10 protein-coding genes and 2 pseudogenes are annotated in these 22,270 nt (G+C 70.3%); 3 read left to right on the top strand and 9 right to left on the bottom strand.

What is annotated here, in order from left to right; translation table 11 throughout:
* Window positions 1-128: 128 nt before the first annotated feature.
* Window positions 129-7,670: an Ig-like domain-containing protein gene (locus QC826_RS07095; RefSeq protein WP_279764980.1), complete on the bottom strand. Its 7,542-nt coding sequence runs from the start codon at window positions 7,668-7,670 to the stop codon at window positions 129-131.
* A gap of 441 nt (window positions 7,671-8,111) precedes the next feature.
* Window positions 8,112-8,762, bottom strand: a complete 651-nt coding sequence (locus tag QC826_RS07090) for a phage tail protein (protein WP_093388000.1) — start codon at window positions 8,760-8,762, stop codon at window positions 8,112-8,114.
* Window positions 8,763-8,992: 230 nt separating this feature from the next.
* Between QC826_RS07090 and QC826_RS07085 the strand changes: the two genes are divergently transcribed.
* Window positions 8,993-9,193: a hypothetical protein gene (locus QC826_RS07085; protein ID WP_279764979.1), complete on the top strand. Its 201-nt coding sequence runs from the start codon at window positions 8,993-8,995 to the stop codon at window positions 9,191-9,193.
* 84 nt (window positions 9,194-9,277) lie between these two features.
* Here QC826_RS07085 and cphA (QC826_RS07080) read toward each other — a convergent pair.
* A pseudogene (gene cphA, locus QC826_RS07080) lies at window positions 9,278-11,852 on the bottom strand (cyanophycin synthetase).
* 93 nt (window positions 11,853-11,945) lie between these two features.
* Window positions 11,946-14,111, bottom strand: coding sequence for a cyanophycin synthetase (gene cphA, locus QC826_RS07075; RefSeq protein ID WP_279764978.1), 2,166 nt, complete (start codon window positions 14,109-14,111; stop codon window positions 11,946-11,948).
* A gap of 392 nt (window positions 14,112-14,503) precedes the next feature.
* On the opposite strand from cphA (QC826_RS07075), the gene QC826_RS07070 reads away from it, so the two are divergent.
* Together QC826_RS07070 and QC826_RS07065 are read left to right on the top strand one after the other, a co-directional pair.
* A complete protein-coding gene (locus QC826_RS07070; RefSeq protein ID WP_279764977.1) occupies window positions 14,504-16,783 on the top strand; it encodes an ABC transporter ATP-binding protein in 2,280 nt (759 codons plus the stop codon).
* A 34-nt stretch (window positions 16,784-16,817) separates the two neighbouring features.
* Window positions 16,818-17,290, top strand: a pseudogene (locus QC826_RS07065) (DUF1854 domain-containing protein).
* A 69-nt stretch (window positions 17,291-17,359) separates the two neighbouring features.
* On the opposite strand, the gene QC826_RS07060 reads toward QC826_RS07065, so the two are convergent.
* The 5 genes from QC826_RS07060 to QC826_RS07040 are packed head-to-tail and all read right to left on the bottom strand — an operon-like array spanning window position 17,360 to window position 22,158.
* Complete coding sequence (locus QC826_RS07060; RefSeq protein ID WP_279764976.1) at window positions 17,360-19,147, bottom strand: ABC transporter ATP-binding protein; 1,788 nt, start codon at window positions 19,145-19,147, stop codon at window positions 17,360-17,362.
* The gene (locus QC826_RS07055; RefSeq protein ID WP_279764975.1) at window positions 19,144-19,710 is read right to left on the bottom strand and encodes a hypothetical protein; all 567 of its coding nucleotides are present in this window, start codon (window positions 19,708-19,710) and stop codon (window positions 19,144-19,146) included. Before QC826_RS07055 ends, QC826_RS07060 begins: the two co-directional genes overlap by 4 nt.
* Window positions 19,707-20,285 carry a MauE/DoxX family redox-associated membrane protein gene (locus QC826_RS07050; protein ID WP_279764974.1) on the bottom strand — a complete coding sequence of 193 codons (579 nt, stop codon included), beginning with the start codon at window positions 20,283-20,285 and terminating at the stop codon, window positions 19,707-19,709. Before QC826_RS07050 ends, QC826_RS07055 begins: the two co-directional genes overlap by 4 nt.
* Window positions 20,282-21,163: an SDH family Clp fold serine proteinase gene (locus tag QC826_RS07045; RefSeq protein ID WP_279764973.1), complete on the bottom strand. Its 882-nt coding sequence runs from the start codon at window positions 21,161-21,163 to the stop codon at window positions 20,282-20,284. The genes QC826_RS07050 and QC826_RS07045 overlap by 4 nt, the downstream gene beginning before the upstream one ends.
* Window positions 21,160-22,158 carry a RimK family alpha-L-glutamate ligase gene (locus tag QC826_RS07040; protein WP_279764972.1) on the bottom strand — a complete coding sequence of 333 codons (999 nt, stop codon included), beginning with the start codon at window positions 22,156-22,158 and terminating at the stop codon, window positions 21,160-21,162. The genes QC826_RS07045 and QC826_RS07040 overlap by 4 nt, the downstream gene beginning before the upstream one ends.
* Window positions 22,159-22,270: the final 112 nt, after the last annotated feature.

Here is a 22,270-nt window from a genome sequence, read left to right as displayed (position 1 = left end):
GATTTGCCGGCGGCCGCAGGGGGTTGCGGACGCGGCGGAGGAAGGGCGGGGCGGGGGGCGGACGGGGGAAGCGGCGGCGCGCAGGGGCGCCGCCGGAGGGGGGGGCTAGCGCGGCGGCGCCGCGCCGGCTAGACCAGCCACAGGCCGTTGCCGGCGAACTGGGCGGCGACGACGTCCTGCTGCGCCACCCAGGCGCCGATCAGCTCGGCCCGGCTGTGGCCGGCCAGGTAGTCGGTCCAATGGGCGCCGCCGCCGGCGGCCGTCTCGGCCAGGCCGCTGTTGGCGTACAGCGACTTGACGAAGGCGGCGTCGTCGACGCCGTCGTAGCGCGCCTTGAACTCGGCCGAGGCGGCGAAGCCGGCCGCCAGGCCGGCGCCGTCGAGCCCGCCGCCAACCCAGCCGGCGAAGCCGGCCAGGTCGCCGGCGCGGTCCAGCACCGCCTCGTACAGCAGGCCGACGTTCTGCAGCCGGGCCGCGGCCGCCTGGCTGAAGGACAGGTCGACGGCGCCGTCGGCGAAGGCGCCGCGCTCGATGCCGCCGAGCGTGTCGAGGTCGGCGTTGGCCTTGTCGGCCACCTTGAAGGCGCCGTCGGCCGCCAGCACCAGCTTGTAGTCGGCCAGCCTGCCGGCGTAGACGGCGGTGTCGACGCCGTCGCCGCCGACCAGCACGTCGCTGCCGGCGCCGCCGTCGAGGCGGTCGTCGCCGCCGCCGGCGATCCAGCCGGTCTCCTGCGCCAAGCCGGCGACGCCCACGCTCAGGCCGGCGCCGGCCGACTGCAGGACGCGGTGCTCGTTGCTCAGCGCGAAGCCGAGCAGCACCTCGGCGCGGCTGGCGGCGTGCCCGGCGTCGCCCTGCAGCGCCGCCAGCCAGTGGGCCTGGCCGGCGGCGTCGGGCGCCCGGCCCAGCACCTGCTGGTACAACTGCTGCACGTAGGCGCTGTCGTCGAGCTTGGCCTTGTCGCCGCCCTGCCACTCGGCCGCCTGCATGAAGCCGTCGGCGATCTGGGTTATCGTGCCGCCGCCGGCCAGCCAGAAGTTCAGCCCCGCCAAGTCGGGCGCGCGGCCGAAGGCGGCGTGGTACAGCAGCGCCACCTCGGCCACCCGCGCGGCGCCGGCGCCGAGGAAGGCCAGCTCGGCGCTGGCGCCGTTCAGCTCGGCGCGGGCCAGCGCCTCGCTGGCCGCCGGCGCGAACAGCGCCGTCTGGTGCTGCGCGCTCAGGGTGCCGTCGGCGCCCTGGCGGAAGGTCCAGCCGCCCTGGCTGCTGCGGCCGCCCTGCAGCACGTCGTCGCCGCCGCCGCCGAGCAGGGTGTCGTTGCCGATGCCGCCGGCCACCTTGTCGTTGTCGGCGCCGCCGTCGAGGTAGTCGTTGCCGCCGGCGCTGCCGATGATGTCGTTGCCGCCGCCGCCGAGCAGGCGGTCGTCGTCGGCGCCGAGCAGGATGTTTTGCACCGCGCCGTCGCCGATGACGAAGTTCTGGCCGTCGCCGCCGCGCAGCGTGGCGGCGCCGACCACGGCGGCGAAGTCGACGTTGTTGAGCTGCAGCACGCTGCCGGCGTTCACATGGCTGGCGTCGATGACGATGCCGATGGCCGTGCCGTTGGCCGCGCCGCCGGCCGGCGGCGTGGTCGAGCTGCCGTTGATGAAGATGGTCTGCGGCCCTGCGCCGGCGGCCACCGTCGGCACCAGCGTCTTGGTCTGCAGCATGGTGTTGCTCAGCAGCGCGGCGAGGAAGTCGCTGCCCTGCCCCGTCATGTCGTGCTGCACGCTCGAGCCGGCCACGGTCTTCTGCTCGATGCGCATGATCAGGTCGAGCAGCGCCTGGGCGTTGCTCAACAGCGCGGTCGGGCCGTCGGCCTGCAGGCCGGTGCCGACCGGCAGGCTGACCGTCAAGGTGGTGCCGGCGCTGCCGGCCGGCGCCGCGACGCCGAGCGGGATGTCGGCCAAGGTGGCGTTCGGCGTGTTCGGGTCGTCCGGCCGGGTCGGCACCACCACCGGCACGTCGACCGTGCTGTTGTTCAGGCCGGTGGTCGGGTCGGTCGTGGTGGTGGTGCTGATCGGCACGCCGTCGACGGTGCCGGGCACGGCCGGCGGCGTGCTCGGCGGCGGCGCCGTGGCCACCGCGTAGCTGTTCGAGTCGACGCTGCCCAGGCCGGCGTTGCCGGCCTCGTTGAGCACGCCGGCGGCGTTCAGCGCGATGACGTTGGCGCCGGCGTCGACGCCGGTGGCCGGGGTCAGGGTGGCGGTCCAGGTGGTGCCGCCGTCAGCCGAGCTGACCGCGCTCAAGGTGCCGTTGCCGACGCTCAGGTCGCTGTTGTCGAAGCCCGTCACCGGCTCGCTGAAGGTGACCGTCACCAGGCTGGTGGCGCCCACGCCCAGGCTGGCGGCGGCGACCACGATGCTGGCCGTCGGCCGCACCGTGCTGACGACGTAGTTGTTCGAGTCGGTGCTGCCCAGGCCGGCGTTGCCGGCCAGGTCGGTCAAGGTGGCGTTGGCCAGCGTCAGCAGGTTGCTGGCGTCGCTCACGGCCGCCGTCGGCGTCAGCGTGGCGCTCCAGGTGGTGCCGCCGTCGCTGCTGGACAAGGTGCCCAGCGTGCCGTTGGCCAGCGCCACGTCGCTGTTGTCGAAGGCGGTCACCGCCTCGCTGAAGGTGATCGTCACCAGGCTGGTCTCGCCGGCCTTCAACTCGTTGTCGGCGACCACCACGGTGGCGGTCGGGCGCACTTGGTCGACCACGTAGTTGGCCGAGTCGGTCACGCCCACGCCGGCCACGCTGGCCAGGTTGGTGAAGCCGGTGTTGTCGAGGCGGATGAAGTTGCTGCTGTCGCTGACGCCCGCCGTCGGCGTCAAGGTGGCGCTCCAGGTGATGCCGTCGCTGGTCGAGACGGTGCCCAGCGTGCCGTTCTGCACCGTCAGGTCGGCGGCGCCGAAACCGCTCACCGCCTCGGAGAAGACGATGCTGACGGTGGCCGTGTCGCCGATCTTGAGCAGGCTGTCGTCGAGCGTGATGGTGGCCGTCGGCACCACCGTGCTGACCGCGTAGTTGTTGGAATCGACGCCGCCGACGCCGGCGTTGCCGGCCAGGTCGGTCAGGCCGGCCTGGTTGAGCGTGACGAGGTTGCTGGCGTCGAGCACGCCGACGGTCGGCGTCAGCGTGGCGGTCCAGGTGACGCCGCCGTCGGCCGAGCTCAGTCCGCTCAAGGCGCCGTTGGCCACCGTCAGGTCGGCCGTGCTGAAGTTGTCGACCGCCTCGCTGAAGGTGATGGTGACCAGGCTGGTCTGGCCCACCGCCAGCGAGGCGGCGGCCACCACCACGCTGGCGCTGGGGGCGGTGCTGTCGAGGACGTAGTTGGGCGAGTCGCTGCTGCCGCTGCCGGCGTTGCCGGCGGCGTCGCTGACGGCGCTGGTGTCGATGGTGATGAGGTTGCTGGCGTCGTCCAGGCCGGCCGTCGGCGTGAAGGTGGCGGTCCAGGTCAGGCCGCCGTCGCTGGAGGCCGGCGCACTGAGCGCGCCGTTGGCCACCGTCAGGGCGGCGTTGGTGAGGCCGCTGACCGCCTCCGAGAAGGTGAAGGTGACCAGCGCGGTCTGGCCGGCCGCCAGCGCGGCGTCGCTCATGGTCACGGCGACGGTCGGGCGCAGCGTGTCGACCGTGTAGTTGAGCGAGTCGGTCACGCCGACGCCGGCCGTGCTGCCGCCGTTGACGACGCCGCTGTTGTCGAGCCGGATGAAGTTGCTGGCGTCGCTGGTGGCCGCGCTCGGCGTCAAGGTGGCGGTCCAGGTGATGTTGTCGCTGGTCGAGACGGTGCCCAGCGTGCCGTTCTGCACCGTCAGGTCGCTGCTGTCGAAGCCCGTCACCGCCTCGGAGAAGACGATGGTGACGGTGGCCGTGTCGCCGATCTTCAGCGCGCTGTCGTCGAGCGTGACGGTGGCCGTCGGCACCATGGTGCTGACGGCGTAGTTGTTCGAGTCGCTGGTGCCGACGCCGGCGTTGCCGGCCACGTCGGTCAGCGTGGCCTGGTTGAGCGTGATGATGTTTGTTGCATCGATGACGCTCAGCGTCGGCGTCAGGGTCGCCGTCCAGGTGGTGCCGCCGTCGGCCGAGCTGACCGCGCTCAGCGTGCCGTTGGCCACCGTCAGGTCGGCGTTGCTGAAGTTGGCCACCGCCTCGCTGAAGGTGATGGTGACCAGCGAGGTGTCGGCGCCGGTCAGGTTGTTGTCGGCGACCACCACGCCGGCGCTCGGCGCCACGTTGTCGTAGCTGAAGCTGTGGCCGGCCACGGCGCCGTCGTTGCCCTGGGCGTCGGCCACCTTCACCTTCAGCGTGCTGCTGCCGGCCAGGGTGAGGCCGGTCCAGCTCAGCGCGCTGCCGCTGACCATGGCGCTGATGTCGCTCCAGGTGGCGCCGTTGTCGAGCGAGCCCCAGACCACCTCGCCGACGGCCAGCGGCGCGCTCAGCGTGGCCGTGACGGTTTGCGCCGCCGTCGCCGTGATGAAGTCGCTGGCGCTGCTGCCGGTATCGACCGACAGGGCCAGCGCGCCGACGGTGGTGGTCGGCGCGGTGGTGTCGAGGGTGACGTCGAGCGCCGCGCTGACGGCGCCGCTGACGGCGCCGGCGGCCGAGGTGACCTGGGCGTAGACGTGGTAGGTGCCGTCGGCCACGCCGGCGGTGTTCAGGCCGGTGACGCTCCAGCTGCCGTTGTTGACGGTGGCGCTGGCGGCGCGGTCGGTGCCGGCGTCGTAGACGCCGTTGCCGTCGACGTCGACGAAGACCCGCACCGTGCTGCTGCTGTCGCCGGCCGCGCTGGTGCCGGAGAAGTCCAGGCTGGTGGCCTTGGTGGCGTTGTCGCCGGTGTTGGCGCCGCTGTCGCTGCCGCTGGCCAGGTCGAGGCCGCCCGGCGTGCCCGGCGTGACGGTGACGCTGATGGTGCGGGTGGCGTTGGCGATGCCGTCGGAGACGCGCACGGTGAAGCTGTCGGTGCCGGCGAAGCCGGCGGCCGGCGCGTAGCTCAGGGTGCCGCCGGCGCCGATGTCGGCGCCGCCGCTGCTGGCGGTGGCGCCGCTCAGCACCAGCGTGCCGTGGGCCGGCGCGCTGCTCTGGGTCCAGGTCAGCGTCTGGCCGCTGTCGCTGTCGCTGACGTGCAGCAGCGCGGCGATGTCGGCGGCGCCGGCGTTCTGCGCCAGCGCCAGCGTGGTGCCGGCGCCGACGAAGACCGGGTGCTCGTCGACCGGCAGCAGCAGGCGGCCCTCGACGCCGGCGTTGGCGGCGCCGTCGGAGGTGGCGTCGACCCAGGCGGCGGCGAAGTTGCCGCCGGCCACGCCGGTCAGCGCCGAGCTGTGCTGGTCGCCGCGGCGGTGCTGGTTGATCTCGAACTCGTTGGCGTCCTGCGCCACGCCGGCGGCGTTGTAGCGGCGGCCGAACAGGCCGTTCAGGTCGTAGTCGCCGCTGTCGGCCTCCCAGCCGACGACGAAGCCGCCGTCGCTCAGCGCGGCCAGCGAGGCCTCGTACTTGTAGCCGCCGGACGAGGTGTTGGCCTGCACCATGGCGCCGGCCGGCGTGCCGGCGTTGTCGTACTGGCGGAAGAAGATGTCGGTGCGGCTGTAGTTGACCAGGTCGGCCGCCGCGCTGTCCCAGGCGACGACGAAGCCGCCGCCGCTCAGGCCGACCACGTGGGCCAGCGGCGCCGAGGTGTAGTAGGAGTAGGCGCTGGCGTCGGTGCTGACCTCGAGCACCGTCGACGGCGCGCTGCTGACCACGGCGCTGACGTTGGCCGTGTTGTAGTCGCCCCAGACCACCACGTATTCGCCGTTGCTCAGCGCCGCCACGCTGGGGCTGATGTCGCTGCCGCCGGCGTCGATGGCCAGCTCGGCGCCGGACTTGGCGCCGCTGCCGCCGTCGAACTTCTGCGCGTGCACGGTGCCGGCGTTGTTCCAGGCGATGACGAAGTCGCCATTGCTCAGGGTGGTGACGCTGGGCTGGCTCTGCTCGCCGGCCACGGTGGTGTTGGCCAGCGCCTGGCCGCCCACCGTGCCGTCGGCGGCGACGATGCGGTAGCCGATGTCCAGGCCGTTGGCGCCCGGCGTGGTGGCGTAGGCGACGACGTAGCGGCCGCCGCTGAGCGCGGCCACGCTGGGGGCGACATCGTCGATGCCGTTGGCCGCCGCCGTGATGGCGAACTCGGCGCCGACGGCGTTGCCCAGCGCGTCGTGCAGCTGGCCGTAGATGCCGTTCATGCCGGCCGCCTCGCCCTGCCCGTCCGACTGCCAGACGGTGACCACGTTGCCCGTGCTGAGGGTGGCCATGGCCGGCGCCAGCTGGTTGCCGGCGCTGTGGGTGCTGACATTGAGGTCGTCGGTGAAGTTGAGGTCGGCCGAGCTCTCGTCCTTGACCGTGTAGGTCAGGGTCTTGCTGTAGCCCTGGCCGTTGATCGGGTTGCCGCTGGCGTCGGTCTGGTACAGGTCGTAGTAGCGGGCGGTGATGGTTCCCGTCTGTTCGATGGCCGGCACCGCGCCGGCGCCCAGGCTCAAGGTGGCGGTGCGCGTGTTGGGGCCGTCCGAGGCCAGGGTGAACAGGTTGGGCACCGACTGGCTGTCGATCACCCACTGGCCGCCGAAATAGGCGCCGGTGTCGGTCGGCGTCAGCGTGGCGATGCTCAGGCCGGCGGTGGCGTCGGACAGGAACACCACCTTGTCGCTGACGATGTCGGTGGGCGCGTTGTCGGGCGTGATGCTGCCGCCCGAGGTGGTGTTGCTGCCCGGGCTCTCGACGGTGATCCAACTGTTGGAGAAGCTGTCGTAGTGGGTGGTGTCGCCGGGCATGGTGTCGACGAAGCGCCAGATGGTGCCGATCACCGAGACGGGGGTGAAGCCGTCGGTGGGCACCACGTAGGTGGTCCAGCTGGAGCCGCCGTTGGAGCTGTACTGGAAGTCGCCGCGCGTCACATACCAGAGGAAGGACGGGTGGCTGATGTTGCTCATGCTGACCTTGTCGATGGTCTGCGTCACGCCGCCGCTGGTGTAGGTGCTGTAGCTCCAGGTGTAGCTGGTGCCGCCCGGCCGCACGTAGACGCCGGTCGGCAGGTTCATGTTCTGCGCCGTCGGCAGCAGCGCCTGGTAGTCGGCGCCGTCGGCCAGCAGCGTGTGCGGCTCGACCCGGCCGCTGTGCACCTCGAGGTTCCAGTTGCCGCCCAGCGCGGCGGCGCCGGTGGCGTCGCTGGAGGCGGCCACGTCGGCGTGGGTGGCGCGCGCCAGCGCCTGCACCAGGGCGGCGCCCTTGGCGCCGGCGCCGACCTCGCAGCCGTACAGCAGCAGGTCGGCGTCCGGCGCCAGCGCGCGGCCGATGGTCGCCAGCGCGGCGCCGTGCTGCGCCACGCCCTGCTGGTCGAGCAGCAGGCTGCCCAGACTGAGCTGGCCGGCGGCGCCGTGCGAGACGATCTGCAGCGAGGCGATGCCGCTGCGCCCGGCCAGCACCGCTGCCATCTGCGCCAGGCCGTCGGCGCCGGCGCTGAGCAGGTGCACCTCCTTGCCCGGCGCCAGACCGTCCAGCAACTGCTGCAGGTTGGCGACATCGCTCTCGATGAACACCAGCTCGCTGGGCGCGGCGGCCGGCGCGGTGGACGGGAGCGGCAGGAATGTATCGTCGGAAGGGAGTTGATCCGGGCGGGCAAGAATGGACATCGCTATTTCCTCAATAAGGTGCAGGTCGGCATCCGCCTGCGGCGCCAACGCGTCTTGCGCATCGACGGCAACGGGGCGTGGATGAACGCCGACTAAATTTTCGCTGAATTTGTGAATATCCATCAAATTATATCGTCGGCACCAACAATCGACAAAATCGAATGGAGACGGGGTGTTGTGCCGAATATGAAAATTTCGGCGGGCGTGACATTGTTTTAGTTTTTAACAGAAAAACATATGCTAGTGCCGCACAGAAAATTACAGAATTGAATAGACAAAGTATCCACGCCCGCCGTGCCGATCGGCGCCGAAACAAATTCGGCGATAAAACATGACTTAATTTAAAATATATTTATTTGATAATTTTTAGTGAATTGCATCTGTCGCCGATGCGCCATGCCACGGCATCGATGCCATGGCGGCGGCGCGCCGGCATCGACCTCAAGGCCGCGGCGGATAGATGCCGGTCAGCGCGATGATGTAGTTCATCGTCAGCGCCGGCTGCAGCGTGCTGACGCTGACCGGCACCGACACGGTGAACGGAATGGCCTGGCCGCCGCCCGTGTTGGCGTTGGCGATGGTGCCGCCGCCGCCCACCACGCTGGCGGAAAACGGCTTGAGCGTGGTGTTGGCGGGGTTGGAGCTGTAGATCTTGGCCGCCGCCAGGCCGGCGATGGCCTTGCCCAGCACCAGCGTGGTGCCGGGCACGTTGTCGGTCTCGCCGCCGCTGTCGACCGGGATGGCGACGTTGACGCTGGTGCTGGCGCCCGGCGTGAAGGTGGCCGTGTGGGTGTGCGACGGCATGTTGTTGACGCCGACCGTGACGCTGCCGCTGCCCACGGCGGTGACGCTGGCGCTGGCCGCGCCGCTGGCCTGGCCTATGGTCTGCATCACCTGGCTGCCCAGCGGCACCTTGGAACGCAGGTCGGGCAGCTGGAAGGTGCTGCTGCCGTTGCCGCCGTAGGTGATGCCGATCAGCGAGAACAGCGCGGCGTACTGCTGCACGTTGAGCGTGCTGCCGTCGCACAAGGCCCAGCCCTCGGGCACCCAGGGCACCGGCCACAATATGATTTGACCAACAAACGGATCCATTGACATCTCCTTGTATATTGATTTCGTTCGGCGAGTCGATCGCCGATATTGTCGATGTGGCCACGAGATAATCGAATCGTCGGCACGCCTGAATATAATGCCATAGCGAACGGCAATAAAATCGAATGCAATGGAAAGTTTTCCGCCGGCCCATCCATTCTAAAATGGTGATAATCGGAGAGAATTATCAATAGCACCATGGCGCCGCGGCGCCGCCGGAGGAGGAATGGATGAGTTTCGAATGGCCGGCCGGCGTGATATTCCCGGCGGCCAGGCGGGGAAACGGCGAGGATATTGTTATCGTGGCGAACTGGTCAATGAGAATGAATATGCCGGCGCCGCTTCTGCCGAGCTGGAATATATATGGCGCAAGCCATCCGGAATATCCGTTTTCGAAGGGTGGATATTATCCCGCAAGTGTTGCGAATTAGAAAAACCGGACATGAAAAAAGCCGCCGCGGCGGCGCCCTGGGGGGGACGCGGCGGCGGCCGGCGCGGCAGCAGGCGGCCTGCGCTCAGCCCTCGGCGATGCGCTTGGCGATGTGGGCCAGCGCCTCCTCCACCTGGTCGACCAGGATCAGGCACAGGTCGCCGGCCTGCAGCCGGGCCAGCGCGGTGTCGATGGCGAGGAACTCGCCGTTGATCTCGTCGATGTGGCTGGTGCGCGGCGCGGCGGCCAGGCCGGCGCGCAACAGCGCCACCACCTCGCCGTCGACGCGGCCGCGCTGGCACTGGTCCTGGTACAGCACGACGTCGTCGAAGGCCTTGCCGAGGATTTCCGTCTGCTGGCGGATGTCCTCGTCGCGGCGGTCGCCGGCGCCGCTGATGACCACGCCGCGGCGCTTGGCCGGCATGGTCTCGACCGCCTGCACCAGGGCCAGGATGGCGTCCGGGTTGTGGCCGTAGTCGGCGATCAGGGTGGCGCCCTTGTAATCGAACACGTTGAAGCGGCCGGGCGCGTTGTCGGAGTCGTTGGCGAAGGTCTTCAGGCCGAGGCGGATGGCGTCCCAGGATATGCCCACGCCCCAGGCGGCGGCCACCGCCGCCATGACGTTCTCGACCTGGAAGCCGATGGCGCCGTTGCGGGTGATCGGCACCTGGGCTAGCGCCACGGCGTGGCGCTGCGCGCCCTCGACGGCGACCAGCTGGCCGGCGTCGACGAACAGGCTGCGCTTGCCCTGCGCCAGGTGGGTGGCGATCACCGGGTGGCCGCGTTCGGCGCCGAAGAAGATCACCTTGCCACGGCAGTTGGCGGCCATGCCGGCGACGATCGGGTCCATCGCGTTGAGCACGGCGAAGCCGCCGGCGGCGACGTTCTGCACGATCACGCGCTTGAGCACGGCCAGGTTCCTCGACGGTGGTGATGTAGTTCAGGCCGAGGTGGTCGCCGGTGCCGATGTTGGTCACCACCGCCACCTGGCAGCGGTCGAAGGCCAGGCCCTCGCGCAGCACGCCGCCGCGCGCCGTTTCGAACACGGCGGCGTCGACGTCCGGGTGCAGCAGCACGTTGCGCGCGCTGCGCGGGCCGCTGCAGTCGCCGCTGTCGGTGCGGCGCCCCTCGACGTAGACGCCGTCGGTGTTGGTCATGCCGGTGCGCAGGCCGGCCGCCGTCAGCAGGTGGGCGATCAGGCGCACCGTGGTGGTCTTGCCGTTGGTGCCGGTGACGGCGACCACCGGGATGCGGCCGTTCTCGCCCTCGGCGAACATGGTGTTGACGATGGCCTCGCCGACGGCGCGGCCCTTGCCGTAGGACGGCGCCAGGTGCATGCGCAGGCCGGGCGCGGCGTTGACCTCGACCACGCCGCCGCGCTGCTGCTCGATCGGTTGCAGCACGCCGTCGCAGACCACGTCGACGCCGCAGATGTCCAGGCCGATCATCTGCGCCGCCTCGACGGCGCGGGCGGCCACCTCGGGGTGGACATCGTCGGTGACGTCGGTGGCGGTGCCGCCGGTCGACAGGTTGGCGTTGTTGCGCAGGATCACACGCTGGCCCTTGGTCGGCACCGAGTCGGCCTCGTAGCCCTGCAGCGCCAGGCGGGCCAGGGCGATGTCGTCGAAGCGGATCTTGGTCAGCGAGGTCGAGTGGCCGCTGCCGCGGCGCGGGTCGGCGTTGACCTGCTGGACCAGCTCGCGCACCGAGTGCACGCCGTCGCCGACCACCTGGGGCGGCTCGCGGCGGGCGGCGGCGACCAGCTTGTCGCCGATCACCAGCAGGCGGTAGTCGTTGCCGGGCAGGAAGCGCTCGACCATGATGTCGTCGCGGAACTCGCGCGCCACCTCGAAGGCGCGCGCCAGTTCCTCGCGCGAGTTGATGTTGACGGTGACGCCCTTGCCCTGGTTGCCGTCCTTCGGCTTGACCACCACCGGCAGGCCGATCTCCAGCGCGGCGGCCCAGGCGTCGTCGGCGTCGGCCACGGCGCGGCCCAGCGGCACCGGCACGCCGGCCGCGTGCAGCAGCTTCTTGGTCAGCTCCTTGTCCTGGGCGATCGCCTCGCCGATGGCGCTGGTGCTGTCCATCTCGGCGGCCTGGATGCGGCGCTGCTTGCTGCCCCAGCCGAACATCACCATGCTGCCCTCGGTCAGGCGGCGGAAGGGGATGTCGCGCGCCACGGCGGCGGCGACGATGGCGCCGGTGCTCGGACCCAGGCGCACGTCCTCGTCGAGCTCGCGCAGCTCGGCCAGCGCGCCGTCCAGGTCGAACGGGGTGTCGGCCAGGGCGGCGTTGATCAGGTTGTGCGCCAAGGTCAGCGCCAGGCGGCCGACCGCCTCCTCGCTGTACTCGACCACGCTCTGGTAGATGCCGTCCTCGAGGGTCGGCGTGGTGCGGCTGAAGGTGACCGGGCAGCCGGCCTGCGCCTGCAGGCACAAGGCGGCCAGTTCCAGCACGCGCGCCAGCGGCACGTGGTCGGCGTCGTGGCCGGTCGGCTGCAGCGCGCCCAGCGCCGGGAAGCGGGCGCGCAGGCGCGCCTCGAAACCGGGCAGGCGGGCGATGGCCTGCTCGTCGGCGGCGCAGGAGACGATGACCTCGACGGCCGTGTGGTGGCTCCACAGATTGGGGCCGCGTAGCGCGCGGGTGCGTATAACTTCCATAAATCCGATTATCCTGTCGTGTTATCTGCGTCGCGTCGCCGGGGTGGCGGGACGCGCGTCACATGGCGCCGCCGGTGGGCGGCGCCGGTTTTCTCAATACGCTGCGGCTTTCGGTTCGAGCTCGAAGGTGCGCAGGCCGGCGCCGATCAGCTCGGCCGACAGGCCCAGCGCCCAGCCGGCGGCGACGGCGGCCAGCACGGCCTGGGTCGGCAACTGCGGCGACAAGGACACGGTGGCGAGCTCCTCGGCGCCCTCGGCCATGACGATGCCGGCGCCGTGCTGGTAGACCACGCGCAGGCCCTGCTTGCGGTGGGCGCTGACCGCCTCGGCCTGCTGGTCGACGCCGTAGAAGATCACCGCGCCGTCGCACAGCTCGGCCATCTCGACCACCTGCGGGTCGTCGGCGTTGAGCACCGCCGTGCCGCTCGGCAGCACCACGTCGACCTGGGTGCGCAGCACCGAGTACAACTGGTCGGCGCTGTCGATGTAGAACTCGCCGAGCGCCTCGTGGCCGCTGACGTCGGTGACCACGCCGACGGCGCATTTGTCGTAGGCCAGGCCCTCGCCGAGGATCATGCGGGCGCCGCTTTCGAACACGGCCGCCTCGACGCTCTTGTTGAGCAGCAGGCGCTCGCCCGACTCCCAGTCGGACAAGCCGTCGCGCGGCAGCAGGCGGCCGTTGACGAACAGGCCGTCGGCGCAGCTCAGGCCGACCTTGCTGCCGGCGAGCTGCTGCAGCCAGGCGATCAAGCGCGCCGTGATGGTGGCGCCGGGGCCGCCGCTGACGCCGACGATAGGCATGCGGCCGCTCTCGTCGGGCGCGAACAGGTGGTCGACGATGGCCGCGCCGACCGCGCGCGGCTGGCCGCTGGCCGGCTTCAGGTGGGCCAGCAGGCCGGGGCTGGCGTTGACCTCGATGATGGCGCCGCCCTGCTCCTCGAGCGGACGGGAGATGTCCTCGGCGACGACGTCGATGCCGGCGATGTCCAGGCCGACGATGCGCGCCGCCAGGGTGGCCATGGCGGCCACGCTCGGGTGCACCAGGTCGGTGACGTCGGCGGCGACGTTGCCGTTGGGCTGGATCAGCACCTTCTGGCCGGCCGCCGGCACCGAGTGCGCCGTCATGCCCTGGCGTTGCAGCTCGAGGACGACCTCGGCGCCCTGGTCGGGCGCGATGGCGTTCAGCGGCGCGTCCTCGGTGGTGCCGCGGCGCGGGTCGGTGTTGATCTGGCTGTCGACCAGGGCGATGATGTTGGACACGCCGTCGCCGACCACCCACAGGGCCTCGCCGGCGGCGGCGGCGACCAGGCGCTTGCCGACCACCAGCAGGCGGTGCTCGTTGCCGACGATGCAGCGCTCGACGATGACGCTCTTGCTGCCGCCCTTGCGCGCGGCCAGCAGGTAGGCCGCCTCGACGTCGGCCCGGGTCATCAGGTTGAGCGAGACGCCACGGCCGTGGTTGCCGTCGTAGGGCTTGACGACGACCGGCAGGCCGATGTCCTGTGCCGCCTCCCAGGCCGCCTCGGCGCTGGTGACCAGCTCGCCCTCGGGCACCGGCACGCCGCAGGCGGCCAGCAGGGTCTTGGTCAAGTCCTTGTCGCTGGCGATGCCCTCGGCGATGGCGCTGGTGCGCTCGGTCTCGGCGGTCCAGATGCGGCGCTGGCGGGCGCCGTGGCCCAGTTGCACCAGGTTGCCGTCGGTCAGGCGGATCGAGGGGATCTTGCGCTCGGTGGCGGCGTCGACGATGTTGCCGGTGCTCGGCCCCAGGCACAGCGCGTCGACCATGTCGGTGAGCTGTTCAACGGTGGCGGCCAGGTCGTAGGGACGGTCCTCGATGGCGGCCATCAGCAGTTCGCGGCCGGCGGCCAGGGCGGCGCGGCCGACCTGTTCCTGGCGGGTGCGGAAGGCCATCTTGTAGACGCCGCTGCCCTCGGCCGTCTGGCGCGTCTTGCCGAAGCCGGTGCGCATGCCGGCCAGGTTCTGCAGCTCCAGCACGACGTGTTCCAGGATGTGGCCGGCGTAGGTGCCGTCGCGCAGGCGCTCGAGGAAGCCGCCGCGCTCGCCGACGCCGCAGCGGTGCTCGACCAGCGCGGGCAACATGGCGGTCAGCCGCTCGTACAGGCCGGGCAGCTTATTCGAAGGAAAGTCTTCCAGCGCGCCAATATCCAGCCAGGCCTCGATCACCGGGCGATAGGTCCAGATATTCGGTCCGCGCAAGTGGGTCACACGGAGAAATTCGATGTCTTTCTTCTTAGTCATGTTTCTATTCTTGTACTTTGTGATGCATCTTTGTTAACGGCCGTCGCAGCTTGCGCCGTATTGTAAACCTGCCGCCCCGTCCCCCGCCCGATTTCGCGCTTGTGCGCGGCAATTCCGCCCTGTTTTGGCGCTGCCATTGTTGTGGCGGTAAGGCATTATTCGTTTTTCTCGACAGCAGCTCTTGCTGTATACTCGCCGCAAAGATCCGGCCCCTCCGCGTTGATTTCCGTCAAATGTTCCTCAGTGACAGAATACCGTAAATCAGCGCCCCCATCAGCCGCAATCCGGCGCCGCGATCGCGTTTATTTCGGGGTGCGGGGCCGGATTTCACGATTTTTCCCACAGTTTTCAGACTTTGCCAGAGGCAAAGAACATCCGGAGTCCGCAGCACGATGACAACAGCACAACTTTCCTCAGAATCCAGCCTCGTCGAACTGCCGCTCGCCTGGCGCTCGGAAGTGCAGGCGCAACTTTCCAAAGGGGAAAACGTTGTCAGTGCCTTGGTGGTTGACCTGGATGCGCAACTTCATTTCTCCAAGGGCATAATTGTTGTCACGGAGGGCCGCATCCTGGCCCGCGCGGCCGGCCAACAGGCCTGGCAGGACTGGCCCTTCCGCGCCGGTCTGGCCTTGAAACACCACGACCACGCCGGCGTCGGCCACCTCGAATTGTTGGATGGACAAGGCCGGCTGGCCGACTGGCGCTTCACCCTGGGGCAGAACCTGCACGCCATCCGCCTGGTCGAGCAGTTCGCCGCCCGCCTGCACAGCCGCGTCACCGGCGAGCCGCTGGCGCTCGACGACAAGAACGTCTGCCCCAGCTGCAAGGCGCCGCTCGAGCCGGAGCAGGAGGAATGCCCGATCTGCACCAAGGTGGTCTACACGCCGCCGTCGACCTGGACCCTGTTCCGCCTGTGGCGCTTCACCAAGCCCTACCAGGGCCAGTTGGCGCTGGGCTTCATCCTGATGCTGCTGGGCACCGCCGCGCACATGATCCCGCCCTACCTGACCATGCCGCTGATGGACAACGTGCTGATCCCCTACCAGAACGGCAAGCCGGTCGACACCATGCTGGTGACGCTGTACATGTCCGGCCTGGTCGCCTCGGCCGTGCTGGCCTGGGTGCTGGGCTGGGCCAAGACCTATGTGCTGGCCCTGGTGTCCGAGCGCATCGGCGCCGACCTGCGCACCGCCACCTACGAGCATTTGTTGAAACTGTCGCTGGAGTACTTCGGCGGCAAGCGCACCGGCGACTTGATGTCGCGCATCGGCAGCGAGAGCGACCGCATCTGCGTGTTCCTCTCGCTGCACCTGCTCGACTTCGCCTCCGACGTGCTGATGATCATCATGACCGGCGTGATCCTGTGCTCGATCGACCCCTGGCTCGCCGCCGTCACCCTGCTGCCGCTGCCCTTCATCGCCTGGCTGATCCACGTCGTGCGCGACCGCCTGCGCACCGGTTTCGAGAAGATCGACCGGGTCTGGGGCGAGGTCACCAACGTGCTGGCCGACACCATCCCCGGCATCCGCGTGGTCAAGGCCTTCGCCCAGGAGGCGCGCGAGGCCGCGCGCTTCCGCACCGCCAACAAGCACAACCTGGCCGTCAACGACAAGCTCAACAAGATCTGGTCGCTGTTCTCGCCCACCGTCTCCTTCCTCACCGAGCTGGGCCTGCTGGTGATCTGGGTGTTCGGCATCTATCAAGTGTCGACGGGCCACATCACGGTCGGCGTGCTGTCCGCCTTCATCGCCTACAGCAGCCGCTTCTACGGCCGGCTCGACTCGATGAGCCGGATCGTCTCGGTGACGCAGAAGTCGGCCTCGGCCGCCAAGCGCATCTTCGACATCCTCGACCACGTCTCCTCGGTGCCGGAGCCGGTCAACCCGGTCAAGCTGGCCAAGGTGGAGGGCAACATCACCCTGCGCGAGGTCGGCTTCCGCTACGGCAACCGCGCGGTCAACCGCGGCATCAACCTCGACATCAAGGCCGGCGAGATGATCGGCCTGGTCGGCCACTCCGGTTCCGGCAAGAGCACGCTGGTCAACCTGATCTGCCGCTTCTACGACGTGTCCGAGGGCGCCATCATGCTCGACGGCGTCGACATCCGCTCCTTCCCGGTGTCCGACTACCGCCGCAACATCGGCCTGGTGCTGCAGGAGCCCTTCCTGTTCTTCGGCACCATCGCCGAGAACATCGCCTACGGCAAGCCGGACGCCAGCCGCGAGCAGATCATCGCCGCCGCCCGCGCCGCCCACGCCCACGAGTTCATCCTGCGCCTGCCGCAGGCCTACGACTCGATGGTCGGCGAGCGCGGCCAGGGCCTGTCCGGCGGCGAGCGCCAGCGCATCTCGATCGCCCGCGCCCTGCTGATCGATCCGAAGATCCTGATCCTCGACGAGGCCACCTCCTCGGTCGACTCGGAGACCGAGAAGGAGATCCAGAAGGCGCTCGACAACCTGGTGCACGGCCGCACCACCATCGCCATCGCCCACCGCCTGTCGACCCTGCAACGGGCCGACCGCCTGGTGGTGCTGGACCGTGGCGTGGTGGTCGAGGAGGGCAGCCACGACGCCCTGATGGCGCTCGAGGGCGCCTACCACCGGCTGTACCAGGCGCAGGCGCGCAACGTCGACACCGATCCGGACGACGAGCGCACTTCGAACCCGGAATAAGCACACTACACAAATACGCCGAGAGCACAGCACCATGACCACCACGCCATTCACCTTGAGCCGCAACAGCTACGGCCGCCTCAGCCTGACCAGCGCCGACGGCACCGTCCACGACAACGTCGCGCCGGCGCGCGCCTTCCCGGTGCAGGCGCCGGAGGACGGCATCGCCATCGTCAGCAGCGACGGCAAGGAGGTCGCCTGGATCGACCGCCTGGAAGGAACCTGCCGGCGGCCACCGCCGCGCTGGTGCGCGAGGAGCTGGGCGGGCGCGAGTTCATGCCGGAGATCGCGCGCATCGTCGCCGTCTCCAGCTACGCCACGCCGTGCACCTGGAGCGTGGCCACCGACCGTGGCGACGCCGAGTTCGTGCTGCGCGGCGAGGAGGACATCCGCCGCATCGGCCTCGACACGCTGCTGGTGTCGGACACCCACGGCATCCACTTCCTGATCCGCGACACGCAGCAACTCGACAAGCACAGCAAGAAGATCCTCGACCGCTTCCTGTAGCGCCGCGCGGGAAGAGTTCCCGCCGCGCCGGCCAGTGGTGTGTTGCTCCCTTGTTGACGCAACAGCACGCTAGGCGCTGTCGCGGTACATCGCCAACTGGTTCTCCATCAACTGGAAGTACAGGCCGTCGCGCTGGCGCAGCAGCTCGGCGTGCGTGCCCTGCTGGGCGACGGCGCCCTGGCGCAGCACCAGCACGCGGTCGGCCTTGACGATGGTCGAGTAGCGGTGGGCGATGATGATCGTCGTGCGGCCGCGCATCAGCTGCTCGAGCGCCGTCTGCACCAGCAACTCGCTGGCCGAGTCGAGCGCGCTGGTGGCCTCGTCGAGGATCAGGATGCGCGGGTCGCGCAGCAGCGCGCGGGCGATGGCGACGCGCTGCTTTTGTCCACCCGACAGCTGCACGCCGCGGTCGCCGACGATGGTGTCGTAGCCCTGCGGGAAGGCGGCGATGAAGTCGTGGGCGTTGGCCAGCCGCGCCGCCGCCTCCACCTCGGCCGGCGCCACCGCGCGGCCGGCCACGGCGAAGGCGATGTTCTCGCCTATGCTGCCGGAAAACAGCGACGGTTCCTGCTCGACGATGGCGATGTTGGCGCGGATGTCGGCCAGCGCCAGCGCGTCCGCCGCCTGGCCGTCGAAGCGGATGGCGCCGGCGTCGGGCCGGTAGAAGCCCAGCAGTAGACTGGCGATGGTCGACTTGCCGGCGCCCGAGGCGCCGACCAGCGCCACCTTCTCGCCGGCGGCGATGGCGAAGCTGACGTCGTCCAGCGCGGCCCGCCCGGGCCGCTCCGGGTAGGCGAAGCTGACGCCGTCGAAGGCGATGCGGCCCTGCAGCCGGCGGCCGGCGCCGGCCGCGCCCTCGCCTTCCGGCGCGCTGTCGATGATCTCGAAGACGCGCTCGGTCGCGCCGATCGAGCGCATCCAGTCGCCCCAGTAGTCGCTGAGCGCGCCGGCCGAGGCGCTGACCATGCCGGCGTACAGCACAAAACTGACCAGCTGGCCCACCGTCAGCCGCCCGCCGGCGATCAGCCCGGCGCCCAGCCACAGCGTCAGCAGCAGCGCCAGATAGGTCAGCAGCGAGGAGACGCCGCGGAAGCCGGCCAGCAGGCGCACGTTGCCCAGCGCGGCGTCCAGCGCCGCCGCCGTGGCGGCGTGGTAGCGTTGCCGCGCCCCGGCGTGCTGGCCGAAGGCGTGCACCAGGCGGATGTTGGTGAAGTGCTCGTGCGCCACCTTGCCGCAGTCGGCCTGGCGCTGCTGGATCTCGCGGGCGCGGCCGCGTAGCAGGCCGCCGGCGCGCTTGCCCAGGTACAGGCTGAGCGGCACGCAGACCAGTAGCACCAGGCTCAGCTGTGGCGAGATCGACAGCAGCATGGCGGCGGCGCCGAGCAGTACGCACAACGAGCGCAAGGAGATGGCCAGGCCCATCGTCAAGGTGTCGTGCAGCACCTCGACGTCGGCCGCCAGGCGGCCGGTCAGCTCGCCGACGTTGTGCTTGTCGTAGAAGGCGATGGGCTGGCGGATCAGCGCGCCGTACAGCAGGCGGCGGATGCGGGTGACGATCATCAGGCCGGTCGACTCGAAGAGGTAGTAGCGCAGGGTGGTGGCCAGCGCCTGCAGCGTCAACACGGCCAGCATCAGCAGGCCGAAGCGGCCGGCCCAGTCGCCGCCGCCGCCGATGTTGTCGATGAAGTGGGACAAGGCCTTCGGGTACAGCAGCTCGACGGCCACCGTCAAGCCCATGAAGAACAGGCCGGCCAGCAGGCGCGGCGCGAAGGCGCGCAGCAGGCGCAGCCGCTGCAGGTGGGGCCGGCCGGCGCCGGGCGCGGTGCCCGGCGCGGCGGCGGGCTTGGCCGCGCTCATGCCGCCGCGTCCGCGTCGAGCTCGCGCATCTGGGCGGCGAAGCTGAGCCAGTCGTCGTCGCCGACCAGGCCGCCGGCCTGCAGCGCGCCGTGCTCGTCGACGAACAGGTAGGCCGGCGAGGCCAGCAAGGGGTTGAGCCGGCGGTAGGGCTTGGCGCCGACCCGCAGCGTGATGTCGTCCAGGCCGCTGCCGGCCAGCCAGCGGCGCAGCCGCCAGCCCGGCTCGCTGCTGACCAGGCGCAGCTCGACGCCGGCGCGGGCGGCCAGCGGCGCCAGCGCGGCGATCTCGGCCAGCTTGGCGCGGCACTTCGCGCACCTGCTCGACAGGAAGAGCAGCACCGTCGGCCGGCCGGCCGGCGGCGCCTCGCGCCACGCGCCCTTGCCGACCAGCGGACGGCCGCGCACGGCCGGCACCGGCGCGCCGAGCGGCAGGGCGTCGGCCCGGGCGCCGTCCAGGCCGTGTTGTTTCAGCAGGCCCAGCAGACGGAAGCTCAGCTTGAGGTTGAGGGCGATGGCGCCGGCCAGCGCGGCCAGCGCCAGATGGATGGTGTCGAGTTCGCTCATGCGCCCTCCTCCGGCGTGCCCAGCAGCGTGACCATGTCGTGGAAGTGGACGCAGAGCACGGCCAGCAGCAGGCCCAGGCCGGCGCACATCAGGCGCGCGGCCAGGCCGGCCCCCACCTCCTCGCCGGCGGCGGCAAGCGCGCCGCCGGCCGCCGCTTCGCCGCCGTGGCCGCCGCCGGCCAGCGCGCCGACGATGGCGGCGATCAACAGCAGGTTGCGCAGCAGGTCGTAGCCGGACACCGGCCGCTCGGCCTCGCCGAAGCAGCTGCAGCGCACCACGTCGCGGCTGACGAACTGGTAGCCGACCACCAGCGTGAAGCTGAGCAGCATGGCCAACGCGGCGAGCAGGGCCTGGTCGTCGGCGCCCGAGTCGACCAGCAGGACCGCGCCGAGCAGCCCCTCGGCGCCCACCAGCAGCGGCGCCAGCACGGCGGCCAGGCCGGCCGACAGGCCGAAGGACTCGACCAGGTTGTGCTTCAGGCCGGCGAAGGAGGCGAGCTTGCCCCAGGCGCCGCACAGCAGCAGGAAGCCGAGCAGGTAGCGCAGCGTGGCGCCGAAGAACAGCTCGCCGCTCATCGCAGCGCCTGCGTCTCGGTCCATGCCGGCAGCAGCCCGTCGGCGCGGTGCTGGCGCAGCCGCAGGCCGTCGCGGCTGGCCAGCAGCACGTCGTGCCAGGGCTGCTCGGCGGACTGGCGCGCGGCGCCGCCCACGTTGGCCTGGAACACCGTCGACAGTTGCCAGGCCAGCTGCTCGACCTGCTCGTGGCGCTCGACGCGCAGGCCGAGCCGGCCCAGCTCGGCGCCGTCGATGGCGTAGTCGTGCGAATGGTAGCCGTACATCAGTCGCTCGACGATGCCGCGCCGCGCCGCCCCGTCCAGCCGCGGCAGCTGGTGGGCCAGCAACTCCTCGCCGATCTGGCGCAGCTCCTCGGTGCGCCGGTAGAAGGCGGTCAGGGTCGGCGGGAAGACGCTGTTGCACAGCAGCGCCAGCGACTGCGCCCTGGCGTCCGGCGCGTCGGCGCCGAACCAGTCGGCGGCCATGTCGCCGAAGCGCTTGATGTCCATGCAGGACAGCGTGGTGGCGGCGCCGTCGTCGCCGCCGCCGTGCAGCAAGGGGTCGATGGGCGAGAAGAGCGCCATCTCGCCGGCCACGATCTGGTCCGCCGCCAGGCACAGGATGGTGGCGGCCGACTGGCAATAGTAGGGCACGATGAAGGCCAGCTGGCGGGCGTGGCGGCGCAGCAGCAGGGCGATGCGGCGCGCCGCGTTGACCTCGCCGCCACGGCAATGCAGCACCACGTCGAGCCGCTCGCACGGGCCGATGCCGCGCAGCTGCTCGTACAACGGCGGCAGCAGCTCCATGTCGAGGTGGGAGGCGGCCAGCAGCAGCACCCGGCTGTCGCGCGCCAGCTCGATGCCGCGCAGGCTGTGCAACAGGTGCAGCGGCGCGCTCACGCGGCGCCCCGCAGCAGGGTGTCGGCCAGGGTCTCGAGCAGCTTGAACTCGGGAATCAATTGCTCGATGTAGAGGAACTGGCCGGCGGGATTGTTTTCCAGGAAGACGTGTTCGCCGTCCGGCGTGACGATCAGGTCGAGCGCGCCGAACTGCAGGCCGTAGCTGGCGACGAAGGCGCGGCAGCGTTGTTCGATCTCGGCCGGCAGCGTGGTCGCCTCGTAGCGGATCTCGGCCGCCATGTCGCGCACGTCGACCATGGTGCGGGCGTCGTCCTGCGAGTGGATCTTGGCGGCGAACAGCTGCCCGCCGATGATGGTCACGCGCAGCTCGTACTGTTTGGGGATGTATTCCTGGAACTGGCAGGCCAGCTCGCCGACGGCGTCGATGTTGTCCATCATCTCCTCGCTGACGATGGTGGTGCCGATGCCGCCGGCCAGGCGCAGCTCCTCGGCCACCTCGTCGGCGCCCAGCGCCGGCGTCGACATCGACTTGAAGATGATCTCGCCCGGCACGCCCTGGCGGAAGGCGCGGACCCGCGCCGGCGCGTTGCTGACGATGGTGGCCGGCACGCGGAAGCCCAGGGCCATCGCGCGCTTGAGTTGCTCGCCCTTCCACATCGCCGCCCGCACGGCGGACGGGTGGCCGATCCAGAAGCAGTCGAGCGCCATCAGCAGGCCGAACAGGGCCTGCTCCGTCTCCTGCCTGGCGTAGGCCAACTCCTGGGCCGCCAGCTCGGCGCTGCGGAAGGCGTACTCGGCCGGCTTGCGGGCCCACACCGCACCGATCTCGCCCATGCCGACGCGCTGGTCGCTGGGCAGGTGGCGCAGGTCGCCGCCCCACTCGCCCTGGCGGAAGCGCTGGCACAGTTCGTAGTCGCGGGGGAAACGGTCGAGATCGAGGCGGAAGGGGGTGCAACCCTTGCCGATCAGAATGGGAACGACGAGGTCGGCGTGCAGATCCGAGCTGTTGCTGACAATCAGGACTTTTTTGGCCATGGGCACCCGTCAAATGGCGAGAAGTTGGCGCGTCGGCAAGGCCGGCCTGGGCCGTGCCCGCAGCCGTATCGTCGCTGGCCGCCCACGGCGGCGCGGCCAGGACGCGAAGCTC

The organism is Rugamonas sp. DEMB1 (assembly GCF_029834475.1).
Classification (GTDB): Bacteria; Pseudomonadota; Gammaproteobacteria; order Burkholderiales; family Burkholderiaceae_D; genus Rugamonas; species Rugamonas rubra.
This window is presented reverse-complemented; position numbering and strand designations above follow the sequence as displayed.